Origin of the sequence: Vibrio sp. FF145, from assembly GCF_041439075.1 — a bacterium.
In the GTDB taxonomy this organism is placed as follows: Bacteria; Pseudomonadota; Gammaproteobacteria; order Enterobacterales; family Vibrionaceae; genus Vibrio; species Vibrio tasmaniensis_A.
This window is the reverse complement of the sequence record NZ_JBGONH010000011.1, coordinates 42976-67470: the sequence shown is the minus strand read 5'-3', so window position 1 is coordinate 67470 and position 24495 is coordinate 42976. Positions and strand designations below refer to the sequence as shown.

Below are 24495 nucleotides of genomic sequence, written 5' to 3'. Positions count from 1 at the left end.
TTAGCCTGCAATTGTAACGCGATTTCGGCCATTTGACTTACTTAGGTAAAGCATACTATCGGTTTTTTGAAGGAGTTCTTCGATGTCTTCTTTACTGCGGATGGTAGCACCGATACTTAGAGTACAACTCAATAGTTGACCTTTATGCTCACAGTGAGACTCGCTCACCGTATCTAAAATACATTCTAAATAACGTGCCAGCGCGTCGTGTTCAATGACGCTCGAAATGATACCAAACTCATCTCCACCCATACGGAAGACATGATCGCCCTCTTTCAAACTGCCTGAAATCAACTGAATTACATGAACCAGTAAGGCATCACCAGCCGGGTGGCCAAATTGATCATTAATCCCTTTAAATTTATCGACATCAAATCCAATCAAGCTAAACGGCTTGTCACCTTGTATCGCTTTATCGAGCACCTTATTAAAGGCTCGTCGATTATAAATCTCTGTGAGGCTGTCATGATTGGCAAGAAAACGGAGTTCTTCCGTTCTTTCATCAATCATTTTATACAGGCGTACTTTTTCTTGGACTTGCAGTTTAACGATATAAGAAAGCAACAGTGAAATAGTCGTGCCCACGAGGGCAATCCCGGCCAACACCAGGTAGCCATTAAACGAAATGCATGAGTCTATCTTGAAGTCGACAACCCATTCACGGTTAGTGAGTGTGATTTTCTTGGTGATATGTTGTCCAGTCACACCCTCATAACCTTTCGTTTCGAACAAGACAGGTGCATCTTCGGCTTCAAAACCGACATCACTAACGCGGACATAAACATTCATATCCCCAACCGTCGAAGCCAGCAAGTTCTCAAAATAGTATGTGGTGCGAACCACACCAATTACAACGCCGAGTAAGTTGTCACTCTCTCCCTCAAAGACAGGGTGATACACCAGCATGCCACTCTTTTTTGTGTCTTTATCTAGCCCATCTTGTATCAAGCGAACTTTGTCTGAAATATTCGCCTTACGTGTCTGTTTAATATTATCTAGAACGAGATCAAATCGCTCTCTAGAAGAGTAAAAGCCAAGAACTTTGTTGTTTGGTTCTGTATCGGGGAAAATATCGCTAGCAACGAAAGCTGGCTGACCATCCAAAATGTAGCCATAGGTTTTTGCTTGGTTCTTAGGAATGGTATACAGCTTAAAGAATGGGTACTTTTCTTTCATTTTCGCCGTGTGCTCAGCTATCTCGTCTGCGGGCACTTTTTGCATCCACTGCAAGGCAATTAAACTCTTTGAATCATCTATGGTTTGCTTAGCAAAGCGATCAAACTTATCCCAATTTTCAGGGTCATTTGCGTAGAAAAAATTAGCACCAGACCCAATATATGCCACATCATTATCTATAAAGGCTTCCAAGCTCAATGTCTGGTGAGTAGCAAAACTATCCAAATTCATATTCAGCGCACGCTTTTGATTAAGCATGACTAATACAAAGCACAAAACAGTAATCAAAAAACTGACCGAAAATACGACCAACGGGAGAGTTTGTCTCTTCAACCCTGTTAGTGGGTCAGTAGTTTGGGGCATGCGGGTTCCAAATAGGCTCTATTGAATGAAAAGTATATAACGGACGGAAATAATGCTCCATTCATGTTTAGTCCTAAATGTCACATTAAACGGGCATTTTGTAAATTTTACTGCCCCCCATGACCAATAACCAGACAAATCTCGACTAAATTTCAAGCTAACACACTAAAAAGCCACTTGTTTGAAAACATTAAATACACCTCTTAAGCCTTGAATATGCTAGTATCCACCCATATTTATAGCTTGAAAGCGACCGTTTCAGTCTCGTGCTACCGAGTTTCTTTCCAATCTGTATATTCCTTTAAACCGACGAATATACCGTTAAATCAATTTTAAAGAGAAATCACTATGATCGTTGATTTGAACCTAATCCCACAAACGTTTGATATGCTTCACGCAGGCCTAACTGCATCAAGCGTTTTACTACTGCTTATTGCCGTTTCTCGTAAAACCCAAGTGGTTGAGAAAGTCGTAGAAAAGCCAGTAGAAAAGATCGTTGAAGTTGAAAAGCCAGTTGAGAAAATTGTCGAAGTAGAGAAAGTTGTTGAAGTTGAACGTGTAATCGAAAAAATCGTAGAAGTTGAATCTAAGCTGGCAACAGCACCAACAGATTCTGCAATGCAGCTACTGTCTATCATGCAGCAAGAAGCTCGTTTAATTGACTTCCTAAAAGAAGACCTAACTTCATTCTCTGACGAAGAAGTTGGCGCAGCAGCACGTGTAATTCACACTGGCGGTAAAAAAGTGTTAGCCGATTACGTGACGCTTTCTCACATCCGTACTGAAGATGAAGAAACGCGCATCACGGTTGTTGAAGGTTTCAACCCTCAAGAAATTCGCCTAACAGGCAACGTAACGGGCAATGCACCGTTCAATGGCACATTGGTTCACAAAGGTTGGAAAGCAACTGACATGAACCTGCCTAAGCTTGCTGAGAACTACGATGCATCTGTGATTGCACCGGCAGAGGTGGAGCTATAATGGAACACCAAACTCAGCCATCATCACACGAGTCATCTGCACAGACGCATTCACAAGAGCTATCTTCTCAAGAGCAACAGCAAGCGCCTAAGTTCAGTGTCGGTATCGATTTAGGTACTACACACTGTGTTTTGTCTTTCATCGACACAACAAATGAAGACGCTCGCGTTGAGGTGATGCCAATCCCTCAATTGACGGCTCCAGGTACCGTAGAAACTCGCAGCCAACTTGGCTCGTTCCTATACCAGCCGCACGAACATGAAATGAATGCGGGCTCTCGCGTTCTTCCTTGGTCTTCTGAACCTAAAGCGCTAGTCGGTGCGATTGCTCGTAACCTAGGTTCGAAAACCCCTATCCGTTTGGTAGCAAGTGCAAAATCTTGGCTATGCCACGGTGGTGTTAACCGTCGTGATGCGTTCCTTCCAGCAGGCAGCCCTGAAGAAGTTGAAAAGGTATCTCCGCTTAAGACAACTGAGTTGTACCTTGAGCACCTTAAAGATGCTTGGAACCACGCTAACCCAGAACACAAACTGGCAGACCAAGATGTAACGATCACCGTTCCAGCTTCGTTTGATCCTGCGGCTCGAGACCTAACGGCTGAAGCTGCGCGTAATGTTGGTTTTACTCACCTAACGCTTCTTGAAGAGCCACAAGCAGCTCTTTACAGCTGGATTGATAACAGCAACGATACTTGGCGCGATGAAGTGAACGTTGGTGACATCGTTCTAGTTGTCGATATCGGTGGTGGTACAACCGACCTTTCGTTAGTTGAAGTAACACAAGACGAAGGCAACCTAAGTCTGAACCGCATCGCGGTAGGTGAGCATATCCTACTTGGCGGCGACAATATGGACTTAGCGTTAGCTTACCGTCTGAAAATGAAGTTAGCTCAAGAAGGCAAAGAACTGGCTCCTTGGCAGGTTCAAGCGATGACTCATGCATGTCGTGATGCGAAAGAAGCATTGCTAAACGATGCAGAACTCCAATCTGTGCCGATCGTTGTTCCAAGCCGTGGCTCTAAGCTACTTGGCGCAACACTGAAAACAGAACTGACTCAGCAAGAAGTACAACAAACATTGGTTGATGGCTTCTTCCCACAAGTCGCTGTAACGGATCACCCAGTACAGAAAACTCGTGGTGCACTGACTCAAATGGGTCTGCCTTACGCTCAAGATGCGGGTATTACTCGTCATATTGCTGCATTCCTTTCTAAGCAAGCCAATGCGCTTTCTGGAAATAGCGAAGCCGCTCAACAAGATTTCAACCCGTTTGCAAACATGCCAGGTATGCCCGGTACAGAAGCGCCAGCAGCAGACTTCATCAAACCAACAGCGGTACTGTTCAATGGTGGTGTTCTAAAATCTAACCTACTTGCTGATCGTCTTACAGACACGATCAATGAATGGCTAATTAATGCAGACGCTGAATTCGCTAAACAGCTTTCAGGCTTAGACTTAGACCTAGCGGTTGCAAGTGGCGCTTCTTACTACGGCGCAGTACGTCGTGGTCAAGGCGTTCGTATCCGCGGTGGTATCGCTTCTTCTTACTACGTAGGAATTGAAAGCGCGATGCCAGCTATCCCAGGTATGGCTCCTCCGATGGAAGCACTGTGTGTTGCACCATTTGGTATGGAAGAAGGCTCAAGCGTTCAAGTTCCTAGCCAAGAGTTCGGTCTAGTGATTGGTCAGCCAGTACACTTCCAATTCTTCGGTTCAACAACACGTCGTGAAGACCAAGCAGGTACGCACCTTGATCACTGGGCTCCAGAAGATCTTGATGAGCTTCCTGAAATCCAAGTGACACTGCCTGTTTCTGAAGGTCGTCGCGAAGGTGAAGTGGTTCCGGTGACTTTGGCGTCTCGTGTTACTGAATTAGGCACGTTATACCTAGAAGCGATTGCCACTGACAATGGTCAGAAATGGCATGTTGAGTTCGACGTTCGTGAAGACTCGAATAACGACTCAAACGTAGAAGCATAATGAATCAACGGCACCTTAGCGGGTGCCGTTACTTTATCAATGCGATTCCCTAGCCCTGTATTAAAAGCATTCCAAAGACAATAATAAGACCAAAATTATCCATTAACTGGTCATCACTTTGGCAGAATAAGGTTTTGTATGGCATCTCCTCGTTTTTTAGTCGGCATTGACTTAGGCACAACCAATACTGTTGTCGCTTACTGTGAAATCAACGACGACCTACAACATGCTCCCGTTTCTCTTTTCGATATTGACCAACTCATCGGCCCCGGTGAAGTGGTTCGCAAGCCTCTACTTCCATCATTTCGTTATCATCCCGCACAAGGTCAGATCTCCCCTTCCGATCTCACCATGCCTTGGGAACCGAGCTTAGTTGAAGGCGATATTCAAAATGTCATCGTTGGTGAATGGGCTCGCGAACTGGGCGCAAAAGTCGAAGGCCGCCAAGTATCCAGTGCTAAGAGCTGGTTATCTCACCAAGCGGTTGATCGTAACTCCGACATTCTGCCTTGGGCAGGCGCAACTGACGTCGATAAGGTGTCTCCTGTTGTCGCAAGCGCAAGCTACCTTAACCACATCCGTCAAGCATGGAACTACCGTAACCCAAGCAATAAGCTTGAAGACCAAGACGTTGTAGTCACCGTTCCTGCTTCATTCGATGAGACAGCACGTAAGCTGACACTCGAAGCGGCAGCACTTGCTGGTTTAGGTAAGATTCTATTGCTCGAAGAGCCGCAAGCCGTTTGTTATGACTGGTATGCCCGTCACCAACAAACCGCTACAAACGAACTTCAACAGATCCCGCTGATTCTAGTGTGTGATGTTGGTGGCGGTACTACCGATTTAAGCTTGATCGAAGCGAGCTTCAAATCGGATAACGGTGGCAATCAAGAGCTCGCACTCGACCGTATCGGCGTTGGCGAACACTTGATGCTCGGGGGTGATAACCTCGATTTAGCTCTTGCCCACCTTGCAGAGCAGCGCTTTAATCAAAACAAAAAGTTGAATGCGTCTAGCCTAACCAAACTGATTCAACAGACTCGCGCCGCAAAAGAGAGCCTGCTTTCTGCTAATGCGCCAGACGATGTGAAGATCACAATGCTGGGCAGCGGTTCAAAACTGCTTGGCGGAACCAAGAGTATTGGTTTAACCAAACAAGAAGTTCATCAGATTGCACTAGAAGGTTTCTTCCCGCTTTCTGAGTTTACGGAAGTACCCGACAAACGCCGCAGCGCGGTGGTTGAGTTCGGCCTACCCTACGCAGCAGATCCTGCTGTAAGTAAGCACGTTGCCGAATTCCTAGCGACCCACCAGCAAGTATCTAAAGCCGCATTGGAAAAGTCAGACTCTGTTGAGTTTGATGATACCAAACCTGCAATTCCTGTTGGTGTGCTACTCAATGGTGGTGTGTTCAACAGTGAACTGGTAACAGAGCGAATTACTCAGTTACTTGGTAATTGGAACTGTGCACCAATCACCGTCTTAGATAACCCTCACCCCGACTGGTCTGTAGCCCTTGGTGCTGTAGCTTTTGGTAAAGCACGCCGTGGTGCACAACTGAAAATCGGTGGCGGCGCTGCTCGTTCTTACTTCTTGCATCTACAAGAGAAGAACAAGATGGGCAAAGCGCTTTGTTTGCTTGCCAAAGGGACAGAAGAAGGCCAAGAGATACGCTTGAACAGCCGTCGTTTCTCACTGACTTTAGGCGAACCGGTACGATTTAATCTTCTGACTTCAACACACGATCAAATTGCTCATGACACCGCTATTCAAAATGGTGTGATGGTCAATGTCGACGCTGACTTGTTCTCCCCTCTTCCGCCGTACATTTCTACACTGGAAGGTTCAGGTACTGCAGAGCTCCAAGCCAACCAAAAAGAACGCGTCGAAGTATTGCTCGCGTGTCAATTAACCGAAGTCGGCACACTGAAAATGGAGTGTGTGAGTACAGAAGATGACTCTAAACGTTGGTTGCTCGAATTTGAAGTAAGAAACAAGCAAGGTGATGAGTCTGATACCGCTAAACTTCACCCAAGACTGGATGAATGTAAGGAATTGATTTCTCGTCTGTACAGCGGCAACAAGAAGAGTGCTGAATCGAAAGAGATCAAAACACTATCGAAAGATCTTGAGAAGCGACTCGGTAAGCGTGATGAATGGGACTTCACGACCCTTCGCCATCTGTTTGATACCTTTTCATTAGGTCGTAAACGCCGTCGTCGTTCAGAAGCACACGAGAAGAACTGGCTGCGTTTGGCGGGTTACTCGCTGCGTCCAGGCTTTGGCGATCCGACTGACTCATGGCGTATCGAACAAATTTGGGGCCTTTACCAACAAAACATTCAGTTCCAGAACCACCAAGGTTGGACGGACTGGTGGGTATTCTGGCGTCGTGTTGCGGGTGGCCTGAATCAAGAACAGCAAGAAACCATCTTGGCTGATATCGCGAAGTACCTTCACCCAGGTGCAATGAAGAACCCTAAGACAGCGAAAGATGCGCAAGACAATGGCTATGAAGCCATGGTGAGATTGGCAGCGTCCCTTGAGCAACTCGAGGTGGAAGATAAAGTTCTATTGGCTACATGGTTCTTGAGCAAAGCAATTAACCATAATCAGTTCGAACAGGCTCACTGGTGGGCTCTGGGTCGCTTAGCGTCTCGTACACCTTTATACGGAAGCCAACACAGCGTCATTCCAAGAGAGCAAGCAGAACAGTGGTTACCAAAGCTGCTTGACCAGAATTGGCAGAAAGAGCAGATGATAGCTTTCGCGGCAGTGATGATTTGCCGCAAGACAGGTGACCGACAGTTCGATATCTCTGATGACTACCGTGCTCAAGTTCTTGATAAATTAAAGCAAAGCAAGGTACCTGATTCATGGCTAACGCTAGTGAGTGAAGTCACTGAACTTTCTGAGAGCGAGTCTAAACGCGTATTTGGTGATGCATTACCAAGCGGGTTAAGCCTGATTAATAACTAGGTTTAAAAACGATTAACTTTAGTTGTTAATGAGTAAAGAAGCTAACGAGAAAAGAAAAAGCCACTTTCGATTCGTTGAAAGTGGCTTTTTTATTGGTGGCTTAAGGCTGGTATGTTTAGTCGACTTATCGCATCTTGGTTAAGAGCCTTAGCCGTATTGCAGTTCATCATTGTTAATGTTTCGTACCTGTTGGGTTGATAGGAAAATCCGTATTTTCATAAATATCAGATAACTTTTTCGGTTTCTTCTCTTTAGCTCCTTGGTTCAATTGATTATGAGTTTCGCTTAAAAGCCATTCCTCATGCATTTTTGCTGAATCCAAAAACTCTGGATCTTCCATTGCTTCCTTGCGAAGTTTATTTACACGTTCGAGAGTATCCCAAATCATAATACTTCACCTCCACTAAGGCAGTAATATAAAGATAGCTCAACCCCACAAAACTTCAACTAAGCCAACGAGATAGCGATCTCAATTTCGAAATTTAACTGCCTCTATGTCTGTAAAAATAGTCATCCTCAGCTGAGGTAAAATAATCGTTTCCTCCCGGTGATCTTCGAAGATCGTTAGGCATAAAAAAAGCGAGCTCAATGCTCGCTTCTTGTCTGTCTATCTGTTGATCGGATCGCCAACACTCGCACGATTAAATCACACCGAACTTAAGCACGGTTACCTATTTTAACGGTACCATTTGTAGCAAACCAAAGTGCTTCTGAACGACGGCGACCTAGTAAGATAGGGCCATCATCGTAGAACAAAAAGTTTTTCCAATGCTTCTTGAAAACCGACCATTTGGTTTCAAGAACATTGTATTTTTCGTAGCAAAAATAAACAGTTACGTCATCTTGCCAATCAATGAAGTTAAGGATTTCTTCTGGCATTTCAGGCTCATCGGCTTCCCAATTTGCCATCCAGCTGATCTCTTCATTCCAGTTAGACGCTTTGCTTGGCCAATCTTGCGAACTTAGTCTTTCTGCATCCGGGCTTTGAGGGCTCACGTTTTCTTTCCAAAACTGAGATGCTCTCGCCTGTGTCATTGGTTTTATCTTTTCCAAATCTTCAGCGGGTAGTGGCATTGACTGGTGAGTGAAAATCCATTTTCTTTGGTATTCTTCCAAAGTTGTATATGACATCAAAATTCCTCAAATATCTTCTCAGGCTTATGGGCTTACCATGCCTATATGTTCTTTCGATACAGCGATGACTTCATTTTATTTATGTTCTCCGCTGTATCTAAATTCAATGTTTTACACTCACACGGAGCGTTTATCTTGCCAGTTTGGGTTTACCAGTGCCGTCAACACGTGATCTTCCCATTTACCGTTAATCTGTAGGTAATCTTTGGCAAAACCTTCTCGAACAAAACCAAGATGCTCTAATACACCCGCACTTCGTTCGTTGTGAGGCATGTAGCCCGCCATTAAGCGGTGCATGTTCTGCACATCAAACATGTAGTCTTTAGCCATGCTCAAGCCTCTGCGCATGTAACCGTGGCCCTGTGCACTTTGCGCCAATGAATAACCGACATTACAAGCGTAGAACGGGAAACGAGACAAATTACTGAACGATATGGTACCTAACATTTCATTTGAATCGGCATTAATCAACAAGCAATAATAGCCTAGCCCCAATTTATGGAGTTCGTTTAACTTAATCAGCCGTTGAGCCCAATCCGCTCTGTCAAAGAACGCATCCTCTCGGGTCGGTTCCCAAGGCTTAAGGTACTCTCTGTTCACCTGAAAGTACTCACTGATCATGCTCGCATCATAGATCTCAGCCGTTCGTAAAATTAGGTTGCCATCACGTTTATCAATACGTTGCTGCGTACTCGAATCTTCCATAGTCTTGTTCTTATTCTTTTGTCTCTTTTTTCGTTACCGCCTCACTCTTACCGAATTTAGCAGTCTAATATCATCAGCTCTTTCTGATACCGTAATCACGAAGCTTATTCGCAATTGAGGTGTGAGAAACATTCAGACGTTTAGCAAGCTTACGGCTTGATGGGAATGACTGATAAAGCTTCTCTAAAATCTGAGATTCATAGTCTTTCATGATCTCGTCTAGCGAGCCGTCTAAGCTTAAATTCGCCATTCCAGCAGTCATAGTGTCAAGCTGTGGCAGGTGGAATTGCTCAACCGTTAACGTATCTGAATCCAACTCTGTTAGTGCACGTAGAACCATGTTGTCTAACTGACGAATATTGCCTGGCCATTGGTAGTTACCTAATTGGTCGACTAGTTCTTGAGTCAACTTTGGTTTCAACATACCTAACTGCTGTGCGTACTTTGCAACGAATAGCTCCAGTAATGGCGCAACATCGTTTGAACGTTCACGCAAAGCAGGAATTGATAAAGTCAGTACGTTCAAGCGGTAGAACAGATCTTCACGAAACGAGCCCGAGTCGGCTAATTCAGAAAGGCGATGGCGCGTTGATGCGATAATACGAACATCCGCGTGCATCTCTTCTTCTTCACCAACACGACGGAATGAACCATCTTGTAGGAAACGCAGCAGTTTGATTTGTAGATGCGGGCTCATTTCGCCGATTTCATCTAAAAATACCGTACCGCCATTCGCTTGTTCGAAGATGCCTTTATGACCTTGTTCATGGTTGAATGAGCCCGGCGCATGTCCAAACAATTCCGTTTCTGCTACGTCATCAGGCATTGATGCACAGCTTAGAATCAAAAATGGAAAAGAAGATCGATTTGAACGGTTATGACACGATTTCGCCAGCATCTCTTTACCCGTACCTGTATCCCCTTCAATAAGCAGAGGTTGATCTAGCATAGCCAGTTTCTTAGCTTGACTGATCAAGGCTTTATGGCGATTAGAGACACCAACAAAGTGTTCAAAACCTAGGTTATTCTGTTCAGGGATGGCGTCTGGCGCGTTCATTTCTTGGTTACAAGAACGAATCGTCATTACTGCACTCGCCAGTACCGCCTCGTTGACATCACCACCTAGATAAATAGGCAGAATTTCAATAGAGAAATCTAGACCATCTAGCACCACGACTTCACGGTGACGCGTTACATCGCCTTCAATCCAACGAGCGAAGTTGAAGCTAGGAACGAACGTCGCTAGTGGCTCACCGATCACTTCTTCTTCTTGTTTGTTGAAAAGATTCAATGCAGCGTGGTTTGCCATGTCGACTGAGCCTTTAAGGTCAATCGCAATAACAGGATCAGGTAGGTTTGCCAGCAGGGCAATCAGTTCTGTGTTATGCCTTTCGCTTGGCATAAACTGGATTTTACGTACATCCTTCACACCTGAAATTCGGCGAATTTCAGCCATAAGTTCACTAAAAGCATCAAAATTAATATCCGGGCAATTTAGGTAAATAATACCTTTAACATCAATTTCGATTCCTCGTAAATCAATGCTTTTTGAGGCCAAGATATCGAGCAACTCACGCGTTAAGCCGAGTCTGTCTTCACACAATACTTCAAGACGCACAAATAGTCCTATTATAGGTGTCAGGATAAGTTGACAGTAGTGTGAATTAAGCTCTAAGTTCAGTCAAGAAGAAGAGTAAACATATGTTTACTCTTCGCTCGCAAATCACTCAACTTCCTTGTGTATATAGACTTTATAGGAAGGTAATTCGCTTTATTTCAGAAAGGACGGCTTTGCGAAGGTCGGATAGTTTTACTTTTCGCTCACTATACCAAGGCATAGGACGCAGCAATGTCATGGCTTTTAAGCCCAGTCTCGCAGTGAGGATACCGACACCGAGCCCCTGCCCTGCTCGAGCTGAGACTTTACCTGCAAGATCCATCGAGACTAAGTCCATGCTCGCATCAATCGCCAGCTCACTTGCACCGGCCGCTGCCATGTTGATTAAGACCAACTTGAACAATTTAATTCGAGACCAGTAGCCCAGTTCAATGCCATACACATCAGCAAGCTTGTCTATCATAGTGAAATTTCGCCAAGCCACCAGCAACATATCTGCTGCCGCCAATGGGCTCACAGCAACCAAAGCCGCGGATTCGGTCGAGAACTTAGTGACGATCTGAGTCGCGACCTTATCTTGCTGACTCACGACCAACGCATCGTACATATCCAACACTTCAGCATCGCTGTGCGCAGGGTTAATGCTGTTTCGCCACTTATCATAAGCGGGTGATTCAGCGATAATACCGCCCTGCTTGGCAATGTTTTCACAGAATGCTTTGCCTTTACCAACACTCTGGCTTTGTAACAGCTCTTCACTCTGCTCTTGTACACTGAAATGATCTTTCAGCGAACGCAGCTTCCACAACTCTTTGCCTATTGCGCCTAAACCTAATGAAGCAATGGCAGCAATGAAACCTGCCCAACCTAAAGCTAGCCAGTCAGCGGTTTGAATAGCAATAATGACAGAGTCAATCGCCTGCCATCCGACTAGGCCAGAGAAAGCGACAAGTAAGCCCGTTCCAAACCACTTCTTCTTTTTACTCGGTCGAATCACTTGTTCCAGTTGCAGCTCAGCGTCACCATCAAGGTCGGTTTCCACTTGTGGAGCGACGGGCACAAACTTCTCTTGTTCCGTGAATAGCTTTTGAGCACCCAAATCTGGGGTAACTTCATTCTTATCCGGCTCATCGAACGAGGTCTTCAACTGTTCATCAAAGACCTGTTTCGTTTTTAATTCACTCATTTCAATTGCCTCAATTACTTCAACTTGTCGCCAATGAGATACTCTAAAACCTTGTCGATTCTTAGATGCTGACAAGGCTCGTCAGAGTGCTGCTCCATCGGCCTAAAGCTCGTAAAATCAAACTGGTTGGTTTCCCAATACTGTTTGTTTGGCAGTTTACGCGGCACCTCTCCCGGATACATGGTTTGAGGGACATTATCTAAAGTCACACCTTGCAACGCCGGAACATTGTCTGAACCTGACGAGATATAACCCGCGCTGGTCGCTTGAATAGACGCAATGCTCATGCAACTCATGTCGATGTGTTCAAACGCCGCCTGTTGCCAAGCAGGGTGTACCATCTGCTGTAACAGTGATACCAAGTTCGGATGTTGATCCGGTGTCACGTGATCAGCCTTAGTGGCAGCAAACAAGATCTTGTCAATCTTCGGCGCAAACAAACGTCTTAGCATATTGCTTCGCCCGTACTTAAAGCTCTTCAATAACTGTTCTAACGCACCACGCATGTCCATGAAAGAGTCATAGCCTGCGTTAAGTGGTTGTAAGCAATCCACCAGCACGATTTGTCTGTCGAACGTGGCAAAGTGATTCTTGTAGAACGCTTTCACGACTTTCTGTTGATACTCTTCATAACGCGCTTTTAAAACCGCATAGTTGCTGGTTTTTGAGAACTTACCCTCGGGAGCAGCGCACGGAAAAAATTGCAGCACAGGCGCGCCTTCAAGCTCACCCGGCAATACGAATCGACCCGGTTGTACCCAGTGCAATCCGTTATCCTTACAAGTATGAAGGTACTGAGTATAGCTATCGGCAATCGCGACCAGTTTCTTTTCTTCTGCTTCGGCTAGCAAGTCAATGTCGCCACGTATTGTGTTCCACTGTTGCGAGTAGGTTTCTCTATCGCCTTTCAACGCGGTAAATTGAGATTGACTCCAAGTATCAAAGTCCATGTCCAACAAAGGTAAATCAAGTAGCCATTCGCCCGGATAATCAACAATATCGAGATAAAGGGTGCTGTTTTTGCTCAGCAGCTTCTTTGCGCCTTTAGCTGGCTTATATTTAATTGCTAGACGAATCTCACTAACATCTCGCGTTGGCACTGGCCATTCTGGTGGTTGTGCATTCAACGACTCCATCGCTTCATCATAAGAGAAACGTGGGATCATCATGTTTTGTTGCGGGATGCGCTTTGCGCCAATAATTCTGCCATCTCTCGCCGATGCAAGTAGAGGCAGATTTTTGTGGGTAGACGTATGAAGAAGCTGATTAACCAGCGAAGTAATGAATGCTGTCTTACCCGCACGAGAAAGCCCCGTGACCGCTACTCGAATGTGAGAATCCGTTCCTCTGCTTATAAAGTCACTCATTTCTTGAGTTAGGTGTTTCATTTGAACGACTCCGTGATAATTAGGCCAGTCAGTTATGATAATAGATAGGCTAGCCTATGTTCTTTCCCTGTTGGGATAGTGTGCATGCTTTTGCTTTAGCTTTTTTTTGCTAACAGTAATGAGTATGCAATATACATTCTTAATGCTAGATGAATAAAAGCCCCTGACTACATTCATAATCAGGGGCTTTAGAATTTTTCTGCGATATCCGACTCTTAATCGTCTTCAATCAACTTGTAGATAACAAACAGTGCAATCTCTGCAATTAGCCAAAGCGCACAAGTAATCGTCACGTATTTATTATCAAAGATACTGATCCCTTTCAAGATCAGGTCGTAACCAACAAAAGCACCAATCACCACTGCCAAGATAATCTGTAGGATCTGAATAAAACGAGGCATTCCTCTCTCCTATGTTCTTATATCAAACTATGTGTTTATCACTATATCATTGATAATAAGACAAAAGTGCAAATAATGCTGCACTTTTGTCTTCAACTTTCTGTCAAGATTTGCAATTCAAACGCTGAAGTTAGCGACAATTACAATTTTTTGGCGTCGGTTAATTATGCTTTTTCAGCTTCAGCAATTTTCACTTTCCACGTGTCAGGGCCGATCTGATGCGCGTTCACGCCATTAGAGTCAACCGCAACCGTTACAGGCATATCTTCAACTTCAAACTCGTAGATCGCTTCCATACCGAGATCTTCAAACGCAACCACACGTGCTTTTTTAATGGCTTTCGCGACTAAATAAGCTGCACCACCAACCGCCATCAGGTAAACCGATTTATGTTGTTTGATCGACTCAACCGTTGCAGGGCCGCGCTCTGCTTTACCAATCATGCCCATAATGCCGGTTTCTTCTAGCATCATGTCGGTGAACTTATCCATACGAGTAGACGTTGTCGGGCCAGCAGGACCTACCGCTTCATCACCCACAGCATCAACAGGGCCAACGTAGTAAATGAACTTACCTTTCAGGTCGACGCCTTCTGGTAAACCTTCACCACTTTCAAGCATGCCTTGAATACGCTTATGCGCTGCATCACGACCGGTTAAGATCTTGCCTGATAGAAGAACCGTTTCGCCGGTCTTCCACTCTTGAACGTCTTCTTTAGTAATTTCATCAAGGTTAACACGGCGTGTATTTGCGCCTGCTTCCCAAGTAATATCTGGCCACTCTTCTAGCTTAGGTGGCGTTAGTTCTGCAGGGCCGCTGCCATCTAATGTGAAGTGTACGTGACGCGTTGCTGCACAGTTCGGGATCAAGCATACAGGCTTAGAGGCTGCGTGCGTTGGCGCTGTTTTGATTTTCACGTCAACCACTGTCGTTAGACCGCCAAGACCTTGTGCGCCAATGCCCAGTTTATTTACACGGTTGAAGATATCTAAACGAAGCTCTTCTTCTGCGTTCTCTGGGCCTTTGTCGATAAGCTCTTGGATATCGATGTGTTCCATCAGAGATTCTTTAGCGAGTACCGCGGCTTTCTCCGCCGTACCGCCAATACCTATACCTAGCATACCCGGTGGACACCAGCCCGCGCCCATTGTTGGTAGCGTCTTCTCTACCCACTCTGCAATATCATCAGAAGGGTTAAGCATTACCATCTTGGTTTTGTTCTCAGAACCGCCGCCTTTTGCCGCGATTTGAATTTCAACTTTGTTGCCTGGAACCATATTAATGTGAACAACCGCTGGTGTGTTGTCTTTGGTATTAATACGCTTACCTGCAGGGTCCATTAGGACAGATGCACGCAATGGGTTATCTGGATTGTTGTAAGCTTGACGAACGCCTTCATCAACCATCTGTTGTACTGTTTGATCCGTTTCCCACCTAACATCCATACCGATGTTCACGAAACAAGTAACAATACCCGTATCCTGACAAATTGGACGATGGCCTTCCGCAGACATGCGTGAGTTGATAAGAATCTGAGCAATAGCATCTTTAGCTGCTTGGCTCTCTTCTTTCTCGTACGCTTTTTCTAGGGCTTGGACAAAGTCTAAAGGGTGATAATAAGAAATGTACTGAAGTGCGTCAGCGACACTGCTGATCACATCTTGCTTACGAATAACCGTCATTGCATGCCTCTTTATTGTTCTGGTTCCATGTGGGGTCTTGGTTTGACTGTTTTTGTCTAACCGGATTAGTTGGCTTAGCTTTTTATTATGTTGAGCTGTATTTAGTTGCTTTAGCAATCGCTTGCATAGCTGTAAACTAAACCATGTAGTTTGCACCGTTCTAATCAAGAACCCATTTTATTTTCAATTTATGATACTCTTGCTTCCTCTCACACGCCATGCAGTGATCGAACTCTTTGTCACAAATTAAACAAATGAATAACAACGAATTTCGCTCTATCCAAATCAAGCCGCTTGAATATCAATCAACTTTAGCTAAACAGCTGTTTTCTCATATTGAAAGCGTGCCGTGGGCAATGCTATTACGCTCTGCCTCAGAAAGCCACGTTGATAGTCGATACGACATTTTAGTTGCTCAACCCATCGCCACCTTTGAGACAATCGGTGCAAAAACGACCGTCAATGTTAATGAGACGTGCGAGGTTTCAGAGTCAGACCCTTTCGAACTACTCGACCAATATCAGCAGCAATTACTACCCGCAATCAGTGAGCACCCTGAACTGCCTTTCGTTGGTGGTGCTTTAGGGTATTTTAGTTACGATTTAGGGCGACGAGTAGAAGCTCTTCCCTCTCTTGCTAAGCGTGATATTTCTGCACCAGACATGGCGGTTGGATTATATGAATGGGCTGTGATTGTTGATCATAAGCTTAAAGCTGCGTTCCTTGTTGGGCAAAACATTGATACCCATTGGGATTGGTTAACTCAACAACAATCGCCAAGCCAACAAGCAGAACAAGCAGAACAAGCAGAACGAACTCATCAGAAGTTTGGATTAACCACCCCATGGCAATCCAATATGACTGAACAAAGTTATGCCAATAAATTCGATAGCGTTCAAGAGTACTTGTTGTCGGGTGACTGTTATCAGATAAACCTTGCTCAGCGCTTCAATGCCCAATACCAAGGCAGTGAATGGCTCGCTTATGAAAAGTTAGAGAAGTACAACTCAGCTCCATTCTCTGGTTTTATCCGTTTAGCAGGCTGCACCATTCTCAGTGTCTCACCTGAGCGTTTTTTAGAGCTCAATAGTGGCACCATTGAAACCAAGCCAATCAAAGGGACACGTCCTCGTTCTGAAAATTCCATGATTGATGACGCTAATGCTCAAGACCTGTTGAATGCTGAGAAAGATCAGGCAGAAAACCTGATGATCGTCGACCTGCTTCGTAATGATATTGGCCGAGTCGCAAAGCCGGGATCGGTTCATGTACCAAAGCTATTCGATATAGAGAGTTTCCCTGCTGTGCACCACTTAGTGAGCACGATAAGGGCAGAGCTTGATGTCCATCATTCAGCACATGACCTATTAAGGGCTTGCTTTCCCGGGGGGTCGATTACCGGCGCTCCAAAAGTTCGCGCGATGCAGATCATTGAGGAGCTAGAGCCTCATCGTCGCTCGGCGTATTGCGGTAGCATTGGTTATATCAGCCGTAATGGCAGAATGGACACCAGCATTACGATTCGTACCTTAGTGGCAGAAAACAATACGCTTTATGCTTGGGCTGGAGGAGGTGTAGTATTTGATAGTGATTGCGCTTCTGAGTACCAAGAGACTCTTGATAAGCTGAGTAGAATATTGCCTGTACTGGCTGATAGATAAATTTAATCTAGATTTATTAAGACGGGTTATTAAAAACAGCTAAAAAGCCAATCTGGAAAGTACTTTAATATTAAAAAAGCTAAGTGGGCAATCACCTACTTAGCTTTTCAATAACACTAGCCTAGAAGGTGTATGTTGTAGCCAAATAGAATGAGCCTAGTGTGTGAACGTTAGATAACTCTTTGTTCTTTTCATCTTTCACTTTGATATCAGCTGCTTCCCAATCAATACCTGCACGTAATGCTAGAGCTGGTGCAGCAGGAATTGCATACTCTACGCCCACCCCCATTTTTATACCAGATACGGTTGATGACTTAGTCGCAAAGTATTTATTATTACCACTGTTTTCAATTTCTGAATTTAAAAAGCTATAACCTAAAAGTGCATAAGGTCGAAGACCAATATCGAACGTATAACCAACATTCGCAGCAACGCTAATTGAACTAAAATCTGTTGTGAATGCTTTTGAACTGCCTACTTTTGTTGTAGACGTTCCATATTTAGTATATTGGCCTTCGATACCAATAATACGGTTGATCTGATAACCGGCAATGAGTTTATAAGAAGGTGATTCAGTTTCAGTTGTTGTGGTTTTGCGAGTTATGGCCTTACCAAAACCACCATCATCAAGTTCAGTTGAACCAGCTCCTACTCCGATATAGAAACCATTTGGGTCTTTTTGTGCAGCCACTGCAGATAAAGGTGCAATTAGAGCAAGCGTCACTATCATTTTTTTCATATCGAATCCATTTTTATAGTTTTTCAAACCTCCTTAATATAATTAATAAAAGCGAACAATAAAGTAAGTGAACGTATAGCATTGTCAGCTCACTTGTTACATTGACAATATACTCAAGACATTAGAGACAAGCATATTCACTCACTACAAAGGCAATGATATTTATTAGCCCCACTTATTCAGCATTATCACTAAGTCGTTAGCGGTATAGGGTTTACTCAATATATCGTCCATACCAGATTCAATACACAACTCTCGCTCTTCTTTTGTCGTACCAGCGGTTAATGCAATAATTGGTTGGCTATATCCTGAACTTCGCAGTTTCTTCGTCGCTTCAAAACCATCCATGACTGGCATCCGGCAATCCATAAACACAATGTCATACTCATTATTCGACGCTAATTCCAAACCTTCTATACCATTACCGGCAATCGCTGGCTCTATTTCGTATTTGCGTAGCATTTGTTGGATGATGATCTGGTTCATCTTAATATCATCAACCACCAGCACTTTAAGCAATGTCAATTCAACCTCAGACTCAAAACCTTTTGCGACACTATCGCGCTCAGCCAGTGTATCGACAACTTGAAGAGGGAGTGAAATGGTAAATGTCGTACCCGAACCAACAATACTGCTCACCTCAATGTCTCCCCTCATTAACGCAGCTAGCTTGCGACAAATCGCTAAACCAAGCCCTGTCCCTTCGTAATTTCGGCTACTTGAGTTATCGGCCTGTGTAAAAGGTTCAAACAGTGTCTTAATAGCAGATTGAGCAATACCAACGCCACTATCCTCAACAGAAAAAATAAATTGGTCGTTAAGCCATTTTATCTCTACGCTCACATGGCCTTGATCGGTGAATTTAATTGCATTGCCGATTAAGTTCACGAACAATTGAGTAATACGCTCTAAGTCACCGTAGAAGTGACTGGGTACCCCATCGGTTACATTGACATCAAACTGGATCTGCTTTTCAATCGCTCGATTGGTAAAAATACTATCAATGGTATTTTTCAAATCTTGGAGTGCAAATGTTTTGGGAATTAATTCCAGCATACCCGCATTGATTTTACTGTAATCGAGAAGGTCATTAATGATGGTTCTAAGAAACTCACCGGATTGGCTCAAGTTATTCACGATCTCACGTTGAGAACTGCTCAGTTCGGTGTCGCTTATCAACTCCGCACTACCAAGAAGACCATTGAGTGGGGTTCTCAATTCATGGTTAATCATGGCGACAAAGTCACGCGTTGCCCTTTCGGACTCTTCCGCTCGTTTACGTGATTCTATATTTCGGTTAATCGCAAGTTGATGAGTTAACGCACTGCAGATAAGGTCCGTCACTAACAACAGTTGGCTTTGGATGAATTCGTAGTCTTGATCTAACAACCTGACCTGAACGATTAACGCGCCCACAATCACTTTTTCGACCTCTAATGGCACGGTAAGCAAGCAACCTTGCCAATGAGGTTCTTGAATGTCTTTCTCTATTACCTCGACTGTTTCATCACCATAGTCATGGGTTTGTAACTGAGGGATTAGATTGAGGGGTAACACCAAGCGACTGGCTTCAATTAGATAACTGTTAGTTACACTCGCCGTCAATTGGGACAACATCACGTCATCGAGATCACTCCTCAGAAACGCGCGTCCGAAATCAATCAACAGGTTGTCGATTTGTTCTTGGAATTCGATCCGTCGAATATTCGCATTTGAACGCTTTTCTAATTGGCGCAACGCAAGTTCAAGCTGTTGATTGGCCTCAAACAGTTCGAGACTCTTTTGCTCCAACAAGGCTTCAGCCGCTTTCCGTGCTGCTATTTGACGTTTCAGTTTTTTCTCTTGGGCAGATGCCAGATCCATATCACTTTTCTACTTTGAGATTAAACCTAACCACACTTTGGTCATCATTCTGAGGTGTCATTTCTACCACGATGGTTTCACCATGATAGTCAGCACACCCCTCGATTAATCCCAAACAAACGTGAGACATGCATCGTGCGCTTTTATAGTCAAAAACAAGTTGCGCTTCGGTCGTGGTGATAAAGCTAAATTGTGGAGGCTCAGCATCTGGGTAGAGCTTCTTCACTTCTACGTGAATGTAACGCTCTACGTGCTGAATAAATTGAAAAGTGGTGTTGCTATGGGCGAGGCTCGCTTTATTCGGTAATGAGGCCAGTAAGTTCTTAAAAACCGATTGTCCAAAAACACGTTGCAGGCTCGCTGCATCAATATCGGTTTTCTTACTCAAGTTTATAATCAATCGAACAAGATCTTTGTGGTCGTAACTTCCGACTGATGTGTAGATCCCTTCATCTTCTGACATCTCTAGAACTTCTTCCAAAAGCTCTAACCCAAACTTGTCTTCAACAAGCTCTAAAAATTCGGTGAATATGATTCCTTTCATTTCATACCTTTTCTTCTATTTCTTTTTAGAATGGTCCACTAAGTCATTGTTATCAAATTCTTAAACAGAAAATGTACGTTTCATCACCCAATTTATGACATGGATAACGCTTACTAGTAGAAGTACACATATTCAAATATAGCAAAATCCGTCACTCTTAGAAGATTGGGAACATTTACCTTGAAAAACGCCGCTACCCAGTCCCTTCTTATTTCCAGTTATTGCCGGTACTAACGGAGGAAAGTGAAGGCAAATTCGAAATTGGTAATCAACACACGGTTATGACTATACTTAAAATCATAATAATCAATATATTGGCTTTATATGAACAAAGATAACTTCCTTCAACAATTCCAGCTCAACTCTACCGTTGGCTATCACCCAGAATCCGTTGAGCGCGTTTCACATATCAATGACGATCAATTGCGTAAAGCAGCAGTGGTAGTCGGCTTAGTGGAACGAGAGGATGGTTTACATGTTATTTTTACGAAAAGAGCCGCTCATTTAAAACATCACCCTGGTCAAATCAGCTTTCCTGGAGGGAAACACGAACTCTCCGATCCTTCTATGCAATTCACCGCACTTAGAGAACTTCACGAAGAGGTCGGAATTCGATCGGATCAGGTTAAAATTGTTGGGCAATTACCTACTTTGAGTACCATTAGTAAATTTTTAGTTACACCGATTGTTGTAGTGGTCGATTCGGACTATAAACCCATCATCGATGAGAACGAAGTTGCTTCGATTTTTGAGGTGCCCGCCACCTATGTTTTAGACCAAGCCAAGTTACACAGCCACACTGTTAACTTAAAAAAAATCAAGCATCGTGTTTTTGCCATGCCCTTCCAAGAGCACCTAATTTGGGGCGTTACGGCTCAAATCATCCAATCACTGCAGCAACACGTAGTGCAACAAATTACATAGAAACTACGTTTTGTTTAATCCTTGTTAACAAACACAGCCTTTTCCATGGAACAGATTTATTAATCCAATTTTACGCAAACGTTTCCCTGGTATAATTCTGTACAACCCCGCCTTTCGCATAAGATAAACTAATAGCACGCATGAGCATAAATCACCTGTGGCACGCTATTTTCGTGATCAAAAATCCGTTTTTCGCATATCATGTGACACGCCGTTTCATTACATGATTTAGATCTATTTTTTGTAGAAGAAAATTCTGCAGAATTAGCCCCGACTTATTTCCTGTTCCCAAAAAATGAGTAATTTAACATGAACACAACAACTTCTTCGGCAAATGCCGTTACAGATACAAGCAAGTTTAACTATAAAGATTTTACGTGGTGTCTATCACTATTCGGTACAGCAGTTGGCGCTGGTGTACTATTCCTTCCAATCAAAGCTGGTGCGGGTGGTTTTTGGCCACTAGTTATCCTAGCTTTAATCGCGGCACCAATGACTTGGTTCGCACACAAATCTCTAGCTCGTTTCGTACTGTCTTCTAAGAACCCAGAAGCAGATATTACAGACACAGTTGAAGAACACTTCGGTAAGACTGGCGCGAACCTTATTACTTTCGCTTACTTTTTCGCTATCTACCCAATCGTTCTTATCTACGGTGTTGGTATCACAAACACGGTTGACTCTTTCCTAGTAAACCAAATGGGCATGGAATCTATTCCTCGTCCTCTTCTTTCTGGTGCACTTATCCTTGCTATGACAGCAGGTGTTGTATTCGGTAAAGAACTGATGCTTAAAGCAACTTCAGCAATGGTTTACCCACTAGTATTCATCCTACTAGCATTGTCTTTCTACCTAGTTCCTGATTGGAACACTTCAATGATGGAAACAAGCCCAGAATGGTCAGCAATGCCTTCTATTATCTGGCTTGCGATTCCAATCATCGTGTTCTCTTTCAACCACAGCCCAATCATTTCACAGTTCTCTAAAGAGCAACGTCGTGTATACGGTGAAGACGCGGTTAAGAAAACTGACGCGATCACTGGTGGCGCAGCAATGATGCTGATGGGTTTTGTAATGTTCTTCGTTTTCTCTGTAGTACTTTCTCTATCTCCAGAGCAACTAGCAACAGCGCAATCTCAAAACATCTCTGTACTTTCTTACCTAGCTAACGTTCACGAGTCTCCACTTATCTCTTACATGGGTCCTCTAGTAGCGTTCGCAGCAATCACTTCTAGCTACTTCGGTCACTTCCTAGGTGCTCATGAAGGTCTTGTTGGTCTAATCAAGTCTCGCTCTGGTTCTTCAATCAGCACGATTGAGAAAGCTTCTCTAGCGTTCATCGTTGTTACAACTTGGATTGTTGCGGTAGTTAACCCAAGCATCCTAGGTATGATTGAAACAATGGGTGCTCCAATGATTGCAGCTATCCTGTTCCTAATGCCTGTATTCGCAATGAACAAAGTACCAGCTATGGCTAAGTACAAAACTTCAGCACCTGTGCAAATCTTTACAGCTTTATGTGGTCTAGCGGCTATTAGTTCTGTAATCTACGGCGCTCTTTAATCTCAAGCCCTTTTTATAAGATGACATTCATCTTATATGGCGAGGTTAGACAAAAAATATAATGATAATAAATGAGCCTCCCTACTCCCCTTGGGAGGCTCTCTTTTTGAGGTAATCGCTATGATTAGTGTATTTGATATCTATAAAATCGGTGTTGGTCCATCGAGCTCACATACAGTTGGACCAATGAAAGCGGGTAAAGAATTTATTGATGACCTACGTTCAATGGGAAAATTGCGCGACATCACTAAAATCACCGTGGACGTATATGGATCACTATCACTGACAGGGAAAGGTCACCACACAGATATCGCAATCATCATGGGTCTTGCTGGCAATACTCCTGAGCGTGTTGATATCGATTCTATTGCAGGCTTCATTGCTCGAGTAGAAGAAACTGAACGTCTACCTGTCGGTATGCACTGTCATACTGTTTCGTTCCCTCGCGACGGCGGAATGAACTTCCACACTAGCAACCTTTCTCTACACGAGAATGGCATGAGCATTCATGCTTGGGTTGATGACGAAGTCGCATATTCAAAAACGTATTACTCAATTGGTGGTGGTTTCATCGTTGACGAAGAGAACTTCGGCAAAGAAGAAGAAAACCCAATTAAAGCACCTTACGAATTCACAACAGCGGAAGAGCTGGTTAATCAGTGTAAAGAAAGTGGTCTTTCTATCAGTACACTGGTTATGAAAAACCAAGCGGCTTTCCACTCAGACGAAGAGTCTCGCACTTACTTCGCTAACATCTGGAAAACGATGCGTGAGTGTATGGATCGCGGTATGAATACTGAAGGTATCCTGCCTGGTCCACTGCGTGTACCTCGTCGTGCAGCAGCACTTCGCCAACAGCTGATCACTTCAGAAAAAACAACTAACGATCCAATGACGGTTGTTGACTGGGTGAACATGTTTGCTTTCGCAGTAAACGAAGAAAACGCAGCGGGCGGTCGTGTAGTAACGGCACCAACAAACGGCGCGTGTGGCATCATCCCTGCTGTATTGGCTTACTACGATAAGTTCATCCAAACAGTGACAGAGAAAGATTACATCCGTTACTTCGCAGCGTCTGGCGCGATCGGTGGTCTTTACAAGCGTAACGCTTCTATCTCTGGTGCTGAAGTTGGCTGTCAGGGTGAAGTTGGTGTGGCATGTTCTATGGCTGCTGCTGGTCTTGCTGAGCTTATGGGTGGTAGCCCAGAGCAAGTATGTATGGCTGCAGAAATCGGCATGGAGCACAACCTAGGTCTAACGTGTGACCCAGTTGCTGGCCAAGTACAAGTTCCATGTATCGAGCGTAACGGTATTGCTGCAGTTAAAGCAATCAACTCGACTCGTATGGCACTTCGTCGCTCTTCTGCTCCGACTGTTTCTCTAGATAAAGTTATCGAAACAATGCTAGAAACCGGTAAAGACATGAACGCTAAATACCGTGAGACTTCTCAAGGTGGTTTGGCAGTTAAGGTTGTTTGTTAATCATTTCTGAATTAATAAACCGATAATAAAAAAGGAACGCCGATGCGTTCCTTTTTTTGTATCTTAAGCTTTTGTCGCTGAAACTTGGTGACTAGGGCGTGTTGATCTTTCGAGCTGATTTTTGCAG

General features: G+C 44.1%; 19 protein-coding genes. 7 read left to right on the top strand and 12 right to left on the bottom strand.

What is annotated here, in order from left to right; translation table 11 throughout:
• A complete protein-coding gene (locus ACED42_RS06275) occupies window positions 1-1539 on the bottom strand; it encodes a sensor domain-containing diguanylate cyclase (protein WP_269336302.1) in 1539 nt (512 codons plus the stop codon).
• Between the two features lie 348 nt (window positions 1540-1887).
• Here ACED42_RS06275 and ACED42_RS06270 point away from each other — a divergent pair, with 348 nt between their 5' ends.
• The 3 genes from ACED42_RS06270 to ACED42_RS06260 all read left to right on the top strand — a co-directional run bounded on the left by ACED42_RS06270 (window position 1888) and on the right by ACED42_RS06260 (window position 7478).
• Window positions 1888-2520 (top strand): DUF2760 domain-containing protein, encoded by a 633-nt coding sequence (locus ACED42_RS06270; RefSeq protein WP_009847020.1) that lies wholly within the window; start codon window positions 1888-1890, stop codon window positions 2518-2520.
• Window positions 2520-4499, top strand: coding sequence for an Hsp70 family protein (locus tag ACED42_RS06265; protein WP_371701871.1), 1980 nt, complete (start codon window positions 2520-2522; stop codon window positions 4497-4499). The genes ACED42_RS06270 and ACED42_RS06265 overlap by 1 nt, the downstream gene beginning before the upstream one ends.
• A 138-nt stretch (window positions 4500-4637) precedes the next feature.
• Entirely contained in the window at window positions 4638-7478 is a 2841-nt protein-coding gene (locus ACED42_RS06260) for an Hsp70 family protein (protein ID WP_371701868.1), read from the top strand.
• Between the two features lie 172 nt (window positions 7479-7650).
• Here ACED42_RS06260 and ACED42_RS06255 read toward each other — a convergent pair whose 3' ends face one another.
• The 8 genes from ACED42_RS06255 to ACED42_RS06220 all read right to left on the bottom strand — a co-directional run bounded on the left by ACED42_RS06255 (window position 7651) and on the right by ACED42_RS06220 (window position 15592).
• Window positions 7651-7866 carry a hypothetical protein gene (locus ACED42_RS06255; RefSeq protein WP_009847023.1) on the bottom strand — a complete coding sequence of 72 codons (216 nt, stop codon included), beginning with the start codon at window positions 7864-7866 and terminating at the stop codon, window positions 7651-7653.
• A 269-nt stretch (window positions 7867-8135) separates the two neighbouring features.
• On the bottom strand, window positions 8136-8609 hold the full coding sequence (locus ACED42_RS06250) for a DUF2947 domain-containing protein (RefSeq protein WP_029223788.1): 474 nt from the start codon (window positions 8607-8609) through the stop codon (window positions 8136-8138).
• Between the two features lie 120 nt (window positions 8610-8729).
• Window positions 8730-9317 (bottom strand): ribosomal protein S5-alanine N-acetyltransferase, encoded by a 588-nt coding sequence (gene rimJ / locus ACED42_RS06245; protein ID WP_009847025.1) that lies wholly within the window; start codon window positions 9315-9317, stop codon window positions 8730-8732.
• A 73-nt stretch (window positions 9318-9390) separates the two neighbouring features.
• On the bottom strand, window positions 9391-10935 hold the full coding sequence (tyrR, locus tag ACED42_RS06240) for a transcriptional regulator TyrR (protein WP_017101490.1): 1545 nt from the start codon (window positions 10933-10935) through the stop codon (window positions 9391-9393).
• 133 nt (window positions 10936-11068) lie between these two features.
• A complete protein-coding gene (locus ACED42_RS06235; protein WP_371701866.1) occupies window positions 11069-12121 on the bottom strand; it encodes a YcjF family protein in 1053 nt (350 codons plus the stop codon).
• A 14-nt stretch (window positions 12122-12135) separates the two neighbouring features.
• Window positions 12136-13509 (bottom strand): YcjX family protein, encoded by a 1374-nt coding sequence (locus ACED42_RS06230; RefSeq protein ID WP_371701864.1) that lies wholly within the window; start codon window positions 13507-13509, stop codon window positions 12136-12138.
• Window positions 13510-13724: 215 nt separating this feature from the next.
• Window positions 13725-13910, bottom strand: a complete 186-nt coding sequence (locus ACED42_RS06225; protein ID WP_004734731.1) for a hypothetical protein — start codon at window positions 13908-13910, stop codon at window positions 13725-13727.
• 164 nt (window positions 13911-14074) lie between these two features.
• The gene (locus ACED42_RS06220) at window positions 14075-15592 is read right to left on the bottom strand and encodes a fumarate hydratase (RefSeq protein WP_009847029.1); all 1518 of its coding nucleotides are present in this window, start codon (window positions 15590-15592) and stop codon (window positions 14075-14077) included.
• 254 nt (window positions 15593-15846) lie between these two features.
• Here ACED42_RS06220 and pabB point away from each other — a divergent pair, with 254 nt between their 5' ends.
• A complete protein-coding gene (pabB, locus tag ACED42_RS06215; RefSeq protein WP_371701882.1) occupies window positions 15847-17253 on the top strand; it encodes an aminodeoxychorismate synthase component I in 1407 nt (468 codons plus the stop codon).
• A gap of 121 nt (window positions 17254-17374) precedes the next feature.
• On the opposite strand, the gene ACED42_RS06210 is transcribed toward pabB, so the two are convergent.
• The 3 genes from ACED42_RS06210 to ACED42_RS06200 form a co-directional block, all read right to left on the bottom strand.
• Window positions 17375-17992, bottom strand: coding sequence for a porin family protein (locus ACED42_RS06210; protein ID WP_009847031.1), 618 nt, complete (start codon window positions 17990-17992; stop codon window positions 17375-17377).
• Between the two features lie 165 nt (window positions 17993-18157).
• Window positions 18158-19855, bottom strand: coding sequence for an ATP-binding protein (locus tag ACED42_RS06205; RefSeq protein WP_371701861.1), 1698 nt, complete (start codon window positions 19853-19855; stop codon window positions 18158-18160).
• 1 nt (window position 19856) lies between these two features.
• Window positions 19857-20399 (bottom strand): heme NO-binding domain-containing protein, encoded by a 543-nt coding sequence (locus tag ACED42_RS06200; RefSeq protein ID WP_017096742.1) that lies wholly within the window; start codon window positions 20397-20399, stop codon window positions 19857-19859.
• 324 nt (window positions 20400-20723) lie between these two features.
• On the opposite strand from ACED42_RS06200, the gene ACED42_RS06195 reads away from it, so the two are divergent.
• From ACED42_RS06195 to ACED42_RS06185, 3 genes are all read left to right on the top strand, one after another.
• Entirely contained in the window at window positions 20724-21323 is a 600-nt protein-coding gene (locus tag ACED42_RS06195; RefSeq protein WP_009847034.1) for a CoA pyrophosphatase, read from the top strand.
• Window positions 21324-21632: 309 nt separating this feature from the next.
• Window positions 21633-22886 carry an aromatic amino acid transport family protein gene (locus ACED42_RS06190; protein WP_009847035.1) on the top strand — a complete coding sequence of 418 codons (1254 nt, stop codon included), beginning with the start codon at window positions 21633-21635 and terminating at the stop codon, window positions 22884-22886.
• Window positions 22887-23006: 120 nt separating this feature from the next.
• The gene (locus ACED42_RS06185; RefSeq protein ID WP_009847036.1) at window positions 23007-24368 is read left to right on the top strand and encodes an L-serine ammonia-lyase; all 1362 of its coding nucleotides are present in this window, start codon (window positions 23007-23009) and stop codon (window positions 24366-24368) included.
• Window positions 24369-24495: the final 127 nt, after the last annotated feature.

Bases quoted from the DNA above. Each gene is read 5' to 3' on its own strand.
- ACED42_RS06275 (WP_269336302.1), bottom strand. From the start codon at position 1,539: ATGCCCCAAACTACTGACCCACTAACAGGGTTGAAGAGACAAACTCTC.
- ACED42_RS06270 (WP_009847020.1), top strand. From the start codon at position 1,888: ATGATCGTTGATTTGAACCTAATCCCACAAACGTTTGATATGCTTCAC.
- ACED42_RS06265 (WP_371701871.1), top strand. From the start codon at position 2,520: ATGGAACACCAAACTCAGCCATCATCACACGAGTCATCTGCACAGACG.
- ACED42_RS06260 (WP_371701868.1), top strand. From the start codon at position 4,638: ATGGCATCTCCTCGTTTTTTAGTCGGCATTGACTTAGGCACAACCAAT.
- ACED42_RS06255 (WP_009847023.1), bottom strand. From the start codon at position 7,866: ATGATTTGGGATACTCTCGAACGTGTAAATAAACTTCGCAAGGAAGCA.
- ACED42_RS06250 (WP_029223788.1), bottom strand. From the start codon at position 8,609: ATGTCATATACAACTTTGGAAGAATACCAAAGAAAATGGATTTTCACT.
- rimJ (WP_009847025.1), bottom strand. From the start codon at position 9,317: ATGGAAGATTCGAGTACGCAGCAACGTATTGATAAACGTGATGGCAAC.
- ACED42_RS06235 (WP_371701866.1), bottom strand. From the start codon at position 12,121: ATGAGTGAATTAAAAACGAAACAGGTCTTTGATGAACAGTTGAAGACC.
- ACED42_RS06230 (WP_371701864.1), bottom strand. From the start codon at position 13,509: ATGAAACACCTAACTCAAGAAATGAGTGACTTTATAAGCAGAGGAACG.
- ACED42_RS06225 (WP_004734731.1), bottom strand. From the start codon at position 13,910: ATGCCTCGTTTTATTCAGATCCTACAGATTATCTTGGCAGTGGTGATT.
- ACED42_RS06220 (WP_009847029.1), bottom strand. From the start codon at position 15,592: ATGACGGTTATTCGTAAGCAAGATGTGATCAGCAGTGTCGCTGACGCA.
- pabB (WP_371701882.1), top strand. From the start codon at position 15,847: ATGAATAACAACGAATTTCGCTCTATCCAAATCAAGCCGCTTGAATAT.
- ACED42_RS06210 (WP_009847031.1), bottom strand. From the start codon at position 17,992: ATGAAAAAAATGATAGTGACGCTTGCTCTAATTGCACCTTTATCTGCA.
- ACED42_RS06205 (WP_371701861.1), bottom strand. From the start codon at position 19,855: ATGGATCTGGCATCTGCCCAAGAGAAAAAACTGAAACGTCAAATAGCA.
- ACED42_RS06200 (WP_017096742.1), bottom strand. From the start codon at position 20,399: ATGAAAGGAATCATATTCACCGAATTTTTAGAGCTTGTTGAAGACAAG.
- ACED42_RS06195 (WP_009847034.1), top strand. From the start codon at position 20,724: ATGAACAAAGATAACTTCCTTCAACAATTCCAGCTCAACTCTACCGTT.
- ACED42_RS06190 (WP_009847035.1), top strand. From the start codon at position 21,633: ATGAACACAACAACTTCTTCGGCAAATGCCGTTACAGATACAAGCAAG.
- ACED42_RS06185 (WP_009847036.1), top strand. From the start codon at position 23,007: ATGATTAGTGTATTTGATATCTATAAAATCGGTGTTGGTCCATCGAGC.